Annotated in this window: 7 protein-coding genes and 1 pseudogene; 5 read left to right on the top strand and 3 right to left on the bottom strand. The window is 59.0% G+C overall.

Annotated features, from left to right (window positions below; translation table 11 throughout):
• Positions 1-539: 539 nt before the first annotated feature.
• Both AB4Y31_RS31060 and AB4Y31_RS31055 read right to left on the bottom strand, forming a co-directional pair.
• Positions 540-1,123, bottom strand: a pseudogene (locus tag AB4Y31_RS31060) (IS4 family transposase); the annotation flags it as partial.
• Between the two features lie 190 nt (positions 1,124-1,313).
• The gene (locus AB4Y31_RS31055) at positions 1,314-1,724 is read right to left on the bottom strand and encodes a MarR family winged helix-turn-helix transcriptional regulator (protein ID WP_181321975.1); all 411 of its coding nucleotides are present in this window, start codon (positions 1,722-1,724) and stop codon (positions 1,314-1,316) included.
• A 187-nt stretch (positions 1,725-1,911) separates the two neighbouring features.
• Between AB4Y31_RS31055 and AB4Y31_RS31050 the strand changes: the two genes are divergently transcribed.
• From AB4Y31_RS31050 to AB4Y31_RS31040, 3 genes are all read left to right on the top strand, one after another.
• A complete protein-coding gene (locus tag AB4Y31_RS31050; RefSeq protein ID WP_368677324.1) occupies positions 1,912-2,412 on the top strand; it encodes an ester cyclase in 501 nt (166 codons plus the stop codon).
• 34 nt (positions 2,413-2,446) lie between these two features.
• Positions 2,447-3,289: an alpha/beta fold hydrolase gene (locus tag AB4Y31_RS31045; protein WP_368677323.1), complete on the top strand. Its 843-nt coding sequence runs from the start codon at positions 2,447-2,449 to the stop codon at positions 3,287-3,289.
• A gap of 298 nt (positions 3,290-3,587) precedes the next feature.
• The gene (locus tag AB4Y31_RS31040) at positions 3,588-4,091 is read left to right on the top strand and encodes a 2,4'-dihydroxyacetophenone dioxygenase family protein (protein ID WP_181322027.1); all 504 of its coding nucleotides are present in this window, start codon (positions 3,588-3,590) and stop codon (positions 4,089-4,091) included.
• 954 nt (positions 4,092-5,045) lie between these two features.
• On the opposite strand, the gene AB4Y31_RS31035 is transcribed toward AB4Y31_RS31040, so the two are convergent.
• Positions 5,046-5,792, bottom strand: coding sequence for a Crp/Fnr family transcriptional regulator (locus AB4Y31_RS31035; RefSeq protein WP_368677322.1), 747 nt, complete (start codon positions 5,790-5,792; stop codon positions 5,046-5,048).
• Between the two features lie 462 nt (positions 5,793-6,254).
• Between AB4Y31_RS31035 and AB4Y31_RS31030 the strand changes: the two genes are divergently transcribed.
• Both AB4Y31_RS31030 and AB4Y31_RS31025 read left to right on the top strand, forming a co-directional pair.
• Complete coding sequence (locus AB4Y31_RS31030) at positions 6,255-6,392, top strand: hypothetical protein (RefSeq protein ID WP_181322026.1); 138 nt, start codon at positions 6,255-6,257, stop codon at positions 6,390-6,392.
• A gap of 259 nt (positions 6,393-6,651) precedes the next feature.
• Entirely contained in the window at positions 6,652-7,689 is a 1,038-nt protein-coding gene (locus tag AB4Y31_RS31025; protein ID WP_368677321.1) for a 2,3-butanediol dehydrogenase, read from the top strand.
• Positions 7,690-7,876: the final 187 nt, after the last annotated feature.

The raw sequence follows: 7,876 nt of genomic DNA, 5'->3' as shown, positions 1-7,876 counted from the left end.
GGATTGCAGAGCTGCATCTATGCTCATTCGAACATCGAATTCGCGCGCGTCGTCTCATTGATTTCACCTGGCGTTACTTGCGTCGTTACGTCGGCGTCGCCGACCGTGTTTTGAACACCATCCCTAGAACGTTCGGTAGACGAAACGTACGCTTTGGGTGACAGCTGAAGGAAACCATTGCTTTTCATCTTAAAAATAGTAAATAGCCGGCTATGGCTAGTCGGATCCGATGGGATTCAAATTCAGGCGACACTGGTTTTTCAGTGGATTAAACAATTAGGAGATCACCATGAGGCTTCTCGATGCATCTTAGACGTTTGTATTTTTCCTGTGACCTCAAGACACAGCTGAGTCTCCTCCCTCAAATTTTGCCTTGCAGCAGGCCGCGCATAAACTCGGCAAAGGAACGAAAAAGAGATGTCCGGGTAGGAGCTGCGTGTACACGGCGAAGTGCAAGGAGGCGGCCGCTCAACGAGCGACAGACGGGCCAGGCGTGAGCGCCGCGGCCCTGGATGTCGGAGCACTTCTAAACCACGTCGTTATACAGAAGTGTCGGCATCACCGTCATCGCGCAATAGGCGCATGGTTTCCGCGGCGATATGAACTTTCGTAAGTCCCTTCCAGATGGTCTCCGCGCCGGGTTCGCCGTCGCCCTTGCGAGCGAGGAAACCACCGAGGCGTGCGACCAAGCGCGACACTTCGTTGAGCTTGGGTTGCACAGATCTGGGCGTTTTCGTAAGCAAGTACGCAGCCCGAATTTCATCGGAATCGAAGAACAGACGCGCGTCCAGATCAGGACAGGTCCGGCCCAGCCGCATCAGATAGTCACGCGCCAAGCCACCACAAGGAACAGCGCCAACGCACGCTCGAGTCGCTCAATCGTGCCCAGCTGCAGTTCTTCGACCTGACAGCCGTTCTTCAGAACGTTGAACAGGATCTCGATTTCCCATCTCGCCCGATACCACTCGATCAATTCGGTCGCTTCTTCCAGCGTGGTCGCCGTGCGGTTAGTCAGCAAGCGCCATTCGATCGGCTTCACACCGGCTGGTGCATCAAACTCGCGCGCGACCAGGCACGTTGCAGCGACGCTTTTGCCCTTGCTCGCGGGCAACTGCACGCGCTGGTCGCCCCCCTCGAGCAGCGCCGCGATGCCGTTCGACGGAAGAGAGTCGATATGGCTATCGAACGTTGCGAAGTCGACGGCGCCATTGCCTTCGCAATTCGGGAGAGACATGCAGTCAGCCCCCTCCGATGGACGTCAAACAGCACATCGAACCCTGGCATGGGGAAGCGTATTTGAATCTGCGCCCGCCTCAAGCCACAAATGCGCGCATCACCGCGCTCCAGTGCTTGCGGCTGGCTGCTGGTACAGATTCGAACGCATGTTCGAAGCGCTTACGCATGAGTTGAGTGACCTCGAATTCCAGCGCGGCACCCTCAACGGTCAGCAACAACTGATGGACGCGCCGGTTACTGGGCGACACCAGGGTTTCGATCAGGCCGTGCTTATGCAGGTCGTTGAGGGGCCGCTGCAGGGCCTGTCGTGACACGCCGATGAATTCGCGCACGTCACTGACCGAACAGCGTGGGTGCCGCGCAGCGAAGTAGAGCACCTTGTGGTGGCTTCGGCCCAAGCCTAACTCGGCGAGTCGCTCGTCTGCGCCAGCGATGACCACCTGATAGGCCTGATGAAAAGCCACGATGGCCTCGTCGATGCCGTCCATGGGGACAGCGCGTTCGCTTACGGATTCGATGGGGATGCGGGCGGGTGAGTTCATGTAGGGATTATACCCACTGATTCATGTGTCAATGGCGTTGACAAATGCACGTATGTTTATACAATTCGGTTTATGGCCTAACCGCCATGTCGCGTCTATCCAGGCGCGCGCCCAAACCTACCGGAGACAAAGGATGAGCACCATCAACAAGCTGAGTGACGCCGAGCGGATAGCGCTGCAACGGGACTGCATCATCGAGCACATGCGCGCCGAGAACGCGCATGACTGGGACGCCGTCTACGATACCTTCATACGTGACGAGCGTTCCTCTTACGACGTCGTTCCGATGTCGACCGTGTTCAGCGGCTTCAAGGGCGTGCAGGAGTTCTACGCTGCATTCGACGCTGCGTTCCCCGATTTCGTGCTGCGCGCTACCTCCGCGTACGACGTGCCTGGTTGCTCGATCCGGGAGGTCACAGTGACCGGCACCCACCGCAGCGAGTTCTGCGGTATCCCGGCCACTGGCCGACCCGTCACTTTCGAGCTCGCAGCGTTCTATCTCTTTGGTGACGGTGACGAGGCGGGTCGCCTGCTTGCAGAGCGCATTTATTTTGATTTGGAGACCGTGCTGCGCCAGCTGCGCGGCGAAGCGAACGCTCCCACCGGGGTCGGCCTCGTGGATCGCGCCCATTAACCAAGACCCGCGGCAACGCCACGAGCTATCTCCCATGACACACACCCTTTCCATTCGGGAAATACGGGGCGGCGGGGGCCTTGACCTTCGCCTTCTCGAGACAGGTCCCGCTTCCGGTCCCACGATCCTGTTTCTTCACGGCTTCTCCCAGTCGGGGGCGATCTGGCATCGCCAATTTGAGGGCGAGCTGACTGCAGACCATCGGCTGGCGGCACTGGATTTGCGCGGCCACGGCGGATCGGCCAAACCGCTGGAGCCCACGGCTTACAGCGATGGCTCGCTGTGGGCGGACGACGTTGCTGCCGCTATCGATGCTCTGGGCAATCGGCCAGTGGTGCTGGTGGCGTGGTCGTACGGTGGATTGGTGGCTTGCGACTACCTGCGCCAGCACGGCGGTGCTCGCTTGGCTGGATTAGTGTTCGCAGGTGCACTGACGCGACTCGGCGATGAAACCGCCCTGAGCCTCCTCGGCCCGCAGGTTCTGTCCTACGTGGGCAGTCTGTTCGCCCCCGACATGGCCACCGTCGTGCCGGCACTCCTGCGGTTCATCCAGGAGTGCCACGCTCGCCCAGTGAACGAGCGCGAGCTGTATGAGTTGCTGGGCTATAACTGTATCGTTCCTTCCGAAGTGCGCGCCGCGCTGTTCTCGCGACAGGTGAACAACGACGACCTGCTGCGTGAACTACAGATCCCCACGATGGTGCTCCATGGCAGTGCCGACGACGTCGTGCTGCCCGCGGCGGCTAAGCGGCTGGCCTCGCTGATGCCTGCGGCTCGGGTCTCGATGCTTGAGGGGGTTGGGCATTGCCTCTTTCGCGAGGCACCCGAAGTGTTTGATCAGGTGCTGCGTGATTTTGTGAAAGCGAACGGGTGCTGAACTGAGGCACTGGGCCGCAGAGCGCACATGTGAGAAATCGCGGCCCACCGATGCTGAGTTGTGCGAAGTCCACCGCGAGGCACACGGCGAAGTGTAGGTAGGAGAGCGTATCTGGACTAGTCATTGAGCGGCGATAGATATGTCGGTCGAGGTCGTGACGTGGTTCTGAATGTGGAAGACGTCCCCTTCGCCGATGCGCATATTTGCTCACTGTCGCGAGATGACTGGGTGGCGATTCCACCTCGCGATATGTCAAAGCCATATGACCTGACAACACCACTAACCGATGGAGACAACAATGGAAGCGGCAACAAAACTCACCCGAATCCCGCAATACGAACCACTGCACTTCGACAGCACGAAGTCGCCATGGCATCCGTTCACGCCCTACTCGAACGACGTCCAGCTGAAGATGCTTCACATCGATCCCGTTAGCGGACAGGTGACGATGCTTCTAAAGGCGCCTGGAGGTTGCTCGCTCGGCGTCCATGACCACTACGGGACGATCCACGTCTACACGGTGAGCGGTGGCTGGTACTATGAGGAGCACGAGAAGGACTGGGTGGCGAAGGCTGGCGACTTCATCTATGAAGTCGCCAACTCGAAGCACACGTTCAAGACGGTCCCCGGAGAGGAAGTGGTACTTTTCATCATCCTGGAGGGCTCGATCGCGTTCCTCGACGAAAACGGCAACAAGGTCGGATTTGAAAATGCGACGACGTTTCAACAAAGGTACATCGACCATTGCCTCGAAAACAACATGCCACTCGTCGATCTGAACAGCATGGTACGCGCTGCTTGAGCCAATGTTGGCACCGGGGCGGACTTTAGGTGCCCCGGTGAATAACGGGGCCGCACCGGCTGAGCCGGCGTTTGTGTGAGCCCGTCATACATAGCAGAAAAGAGACAAGGAGGCGAATATACGTAGGCGCAGTGACCGTCATGCACTCCATTCTTTTCGGTTTGGATGCAATCAGTAAGAAGTGGACAGCCGTTGGCGCCGCAATGCTATTTGGGCTGGTTACTGCGCTAGCCGTCGTAGCAACTGAGCTAATCAAAGCAAGAGGTACTCGAGCTGCGAATGGTCACAAGAGAAAACTTAGTCCGTTGCGCCGAGACATCGTGTTTACGGCAATTACGACATTGGGGATGCCGCCGCTTTTCTGGAACAATATGCATGCTGCGCCCGCTACGATCTCGTAGATGCCGAGACGAGTCGCGACGGCTTTGGCCGTGGGCTCGCTGTCGCCCGCGAGCATGACGATGCGAATGCCCTCCGCGAGCACGCCCTCGACAGCGTCCCCAGCACACCACCGCGTTGCTCGCCGATCCGGCCTTTGACGCCCTTGCCGCAAACGGCCTCGACCAGCGCCTTGCCGTCAAACACGCGAAGTAGGTGCCCGGTGCCCGAATTGGGCACCGGAATCTGGCGTTGGATTCTAGGCAACCAGTTCTGCCGCAATCTTACTGACTATCATCCACTGACTGCAGCGCTGATGGGCACTGAGGGACGTATTCAAATGGGATTGTCGGGGCGCCTGGGGCAGCGCCATCCTGGCGCGGATTGCGCGCACGCACGGTCTTCGGAGTGCGGAATGCCGCGTGGCCCGCGATAGGCGTATTGCATCGAACTACGGCAGTAGCTGCCTGGGCCTGCAGTAGCCGGGTTCTTCGATACTGCGCGTGCCCAATTCGCGTGGACTGATGCTCCGGCTAAAGCTACGCCGCGGGCGCGGTTGACGTTGGGCAAAGGCGGTTATATCTGGTCACGGCCGAATGCGCTCAGCCGGTGGACGTCGAGTACGTCGATCTGGTTACGCGAAACCCGCACAATGCCGAGCCTTTCGAGGTTTTGCAATGCCTGATTGCTTCGCTGGCGCGAGACTCCCGCCAGCAGGCCGATTTCTTCCTGTGAAATGGCGAGCGTTCGTCCTGTCTCGGGGTAAAGATCGGGATTGAATAGTTGCGCAAGTGATTGAGCTACTCGCGCGTCGACGTCGAGCAGACGGCTGTTTTGGATTGATGCGATGAATTCTCCCATACGGTTGTTCAGCTGACGGATCACGAATCCATTGAATGGCAGGCTGGACGATAGCAACGTGTGGAAGGTCGCTGACGGAACGAGCAGGACGACGGACGGCCGAATTGCCACCACATCATATTTGCGGAGTTCCCGCTTGATGACGCTGCCTTCGCCGAACCAGCCCCCCGGGGGTACGCCTGAAAAGGTGCAACTGCGGCCGGACGGGGTGTAGAGGGCAAGCTTGAGCAAGCCGGAATGAACGCCAATCCAGTAGTCGGACGGCGCCTGCCGGCGAGCGACCAGCGCCCCGGTCTCGCGGTATTCGGCTTGCGCGTGCTCCAGTACGAGGGTCTGGTGTTCACTTGCAAGTGCGCGAAACCACGTGCAGCGTCCAAATAACCGGGGCACTTCAGCCTGTCCGATCTCCTCAGACGTGCTATCCCTGAGCGGGGCGGACGGGGTGTCGGGAACGTCATTCATGGGCGGATTTTGAGAAAAAGAGCATAGGGTGCGCTCAAGGAGGCTTTGTCATCGCAATGACAGACCCTCAACAATGTACGTTGCTAGTCTTTGTTGATCAAGTTCAGCAAAGCTAGGAAGCGATGTCATGACGCACATGTTCGATGAGGGCCTTGACCGCCGGCAGGCCAGCTATGCCCCCTCACGCCTATCGAATTTATCGCGCGAGCGGCCGACGTTTATGGAGACCGCCTTGCGGTTGTCCATGGTGACGTGCGCCGCACCTGACGCGAAACATAAGTGCGTGCAAGGTGCCTTGCCAGTGCGCTCGAGCGGGCGGGTGAGTTCACGTAGGGATTGTACTCATGTATGCATGTGTCAATGTCGTTGACAAAAGCATATGTGTTTATACAATTCGGTCTATGGCCTAACCGCCATGTCGCGTCGATCCAGGCGCGCGCCCGAACCCATCGGAGACAAAAGATGAGCACCATCAACAAGCTGGGTGACGCCGAGCGGATAGCGCTGCGACTGGACTGCATCATCAAGCACATGCGCGGCCTCACTGATGCCCGCGGCTCGGGTCTCAAAGTCCACCGCGAGGCACACGGCGAAGTGTAGGGAGGAGAGCGTATCTGGACTAGTCATTGAGCGGCGATAGATATGCCGTTCCAGGTCGCGACGTTGTTCTGAATGTGGAAGGCAAGACGGGGGAGGTGCAAGCGCGGCGCCTCGATGAGCCGGCATGCTCAAGAAGTTGGCATGTACGAATGCTTTTTGTATCGAAGGCGAGAGCCTTCCATCTGTCGGTAGAAGCACGAGGCAGGCCTCTTGCCGACCCCACATCAATCCATAGAGGAGACAAACAATGCGAGCTGCAGTGTACTACGGCAATAATCAACTAAGGATCGAAGACCTGCCGGAACCATCCGTATCGGCGGGCCAGGTCAAAATCAAGGTCAGTCGCAACGGCATTTGCGGCACCGACCTCCATGAGTACTACGACGGTCCGATCTTCGTTCCGAAGGCGGAGCCCCACCCCCTGACTGGAAAGGCGATGCCTCTCGTGCTTGGCCACGAGTTCTCTGGAATCGTAACCGCGGTAGGTGCGGACGTAACGGACGTCCGGGAAGGCGACAAAGTCGCCGTTGAGCCAATTTACCGGTGCGGGGATTGTCGTCCGTGCCGGACCGGCTATTACAACCTTTGCAACTGCATCGGCTTCCATGGACTGATGGCCGATGGCGGCATGGCGGAATATACCGTCGTGCAGCACAACATGGTTCACAAGCTTCCGGACAGCGTGTCGGTGGAGATGGGGGCGCTCGTTGAGCCGATGCCGGTGGCCTATCACGCGGCCAAACTCGGGAGTGTGAATGACCAGAGTCGGGCGCTGGTCTTCGGCGCTGGGCCCATAGGCCTTGGCCTGTGGTTCGCCTTGCGCGGCATGGGACTCACCGAGATCGACCTTGTCGAGCCGTCAGTGGCGCGGCGCCAGGCCGTCGAGGCACTAGGTGCGCGCACGATCGACCCCACGACCGTGAACGTCGCCGATCTGATCGCCGAGAAGACGAATGGAAACGGCGTAGATGCTGCCTATGATGCAGCCGGCGTACCGGCTGCGGTCGCTTCGGCGCTCGATTGTATCGGCGAGCACCGTGCGCTCGTCAGCGTGGCAGTTTACGACCGGCCGATGCCTACGCCGCTACTCAACCTCGTACTCAAGGAACGGCGTATCCAGGGCACGATTTGCTATACCGCCGACGACTATCGGGCCGTCATCGATCTCATGGCCAAGGGGCACTACAACATGACCGGCTGGGTCGAGACTATCCCTTTGGAAGGAATCGTAACCGAAGGATTCGAACAGTTACGAGCCGGGCGCAAGATGAAGATCCTGATCGATCCGTCCGCTTGAGCGCGCCACTACGTTCGGCTTCGAAACATATTTACGAGGAAGAGCCATGGCGGTTGCTCGATATCACTGGTGCGGCTCGCGGCATCGGCAAAGCGATCGCGCTGCGACTTGGCTAAGGGCGGTCACCGCTTCGCGGTTTGGGACTCGCCTTGGATGGCGGAAGAACTGGAAGCTACGCGCAAAGAGA

Source organism: Trinickia sp. EG282A (genome assembly GCF_040965455.1).
GTDB classification, from domain to species: domain Bacteria; phylum Pseudomonadota; class Gammaproteobacteria; order Burkholderiales; family Burkholderiaceae; genus Trinickia; species Trinickia symbiotica.
This window is presented reverse-complemented; position numbering and strand designations above follow the sequence as displayed.

Bases quoted from the DNA above. Each gene is read 5' to 3' on its own strand.
- AB4Y31_RS31055 (WP_181321975.1), bottom strand. From the start codon at position 1,724: ATGGACGGCATCGACGAGGCCATCGTGGCTTTTCATCAGGCCTATCAG.
- AB4Y31_RS31050 (WP_368677324.1), top strand. From the start codon at position 1,912: ATGAGCACCATCAACAAGCTGAGTGACGCCGAGCGGATAGCGCTGCAA.
- AB4Y31_RS31045 (WP_368677323.1), top strand. From the start codon at position 2,447: ATGACACACACCCTTTCCATTCGGGAAATACGGGGCGGCGGGGGCCTT.
- AB4Y31_RS31040 (WP_181322027.1), top strand. From the start codon at position 3,588: ATGGAAGCGGCAACAAAACTCACCCGAATCCCGCAATACGAACCACTG.
- AB4Y31_RS31035 (WP_368677322.1), bottom strand. From the start codon at position 5,792: ATGAATGACGTTCCCGACACCCCGTCCGCCCCGCTCAGGGATAGCACG.
- AB4Y31_RS31030 (WP_181322026.1), top strand. From the start codon at position 6,255: ATGAGCACCATCAACAAGCTGGGTGACGCCGAGCGGATAGCGCTGCGA.